The organism is Brevundimonas sp. (assembly GCF_013823285.1).
Lineage (GTDB): Bacteria > Pseudomonadota > Alphaproteobacteria > Caulobacterales > Caulobacteraceae > Brevundimonas.
On the sequence record NZ_PNLV01000204.1, the window covers coordinates 1 to 581 of the forward strand.

The window sequence follows — 581 nt, forward strand, 5'->3', positions numbered from 1 at the left end:
CCTGCCCATCGGCGACCTGGACATCATCCGCACCGCGCCCCGCGACCGCTTCGTTGATTTCTACCGCGCCTATTACCGCCCTGAACGGGCCACCCTGATTGCGGTGGGCGACTTCGACGTGGACGTGATGGAGGCCAAGATCCGCGACCGGTTCGCGGACTGGACCAACGATTATCCCGCCGGGCCTGATCCCGTGATCGGGGAACTGCAGCCCCGCGAGGCCGAGACCTACATTCATATCGAGCCGGGCGCCCAGTCCAGCGCGCAGCTGATCTGGAGCCAGGCGCCGGACCAGCGCCCCGACAGCCTCGAAACGCGCCGCGAAGGCGTCCTGCGCAATCTCGGTCTGGCCGTCATGAACCGGCGCATGGGCGAACTGACCCGATCCTCCAACCCGCCGTTCCTCGGCGGCGGCGCGGGTCATCAGGAACTCTTCGGCGCCATGGACATCGGCCTGGTGGTGGCCAATTTCGAAACCGGCGCCTGGCAGCGCGCCATCGAGGCCGCCGAGCAGGAGCAGCGCCGTCTGGTCCAGCACGGCGTCAGCGAGGCCGAGTTGCAGCGCGAGATCACCGAGATTC

Annotated in this window: 1 protein-coding gene; it reads left to right on the forward strand. The window is 67.8% G+C overall.

All coding sequences use genetic code 11. The features are described from left to right. The coding region (locus C0461_RS14395; RefSeq protein WP_292107993.1) for an insulinase family protein at positions 1–581 on the forward strand (581 nt) is incomplete at both ends.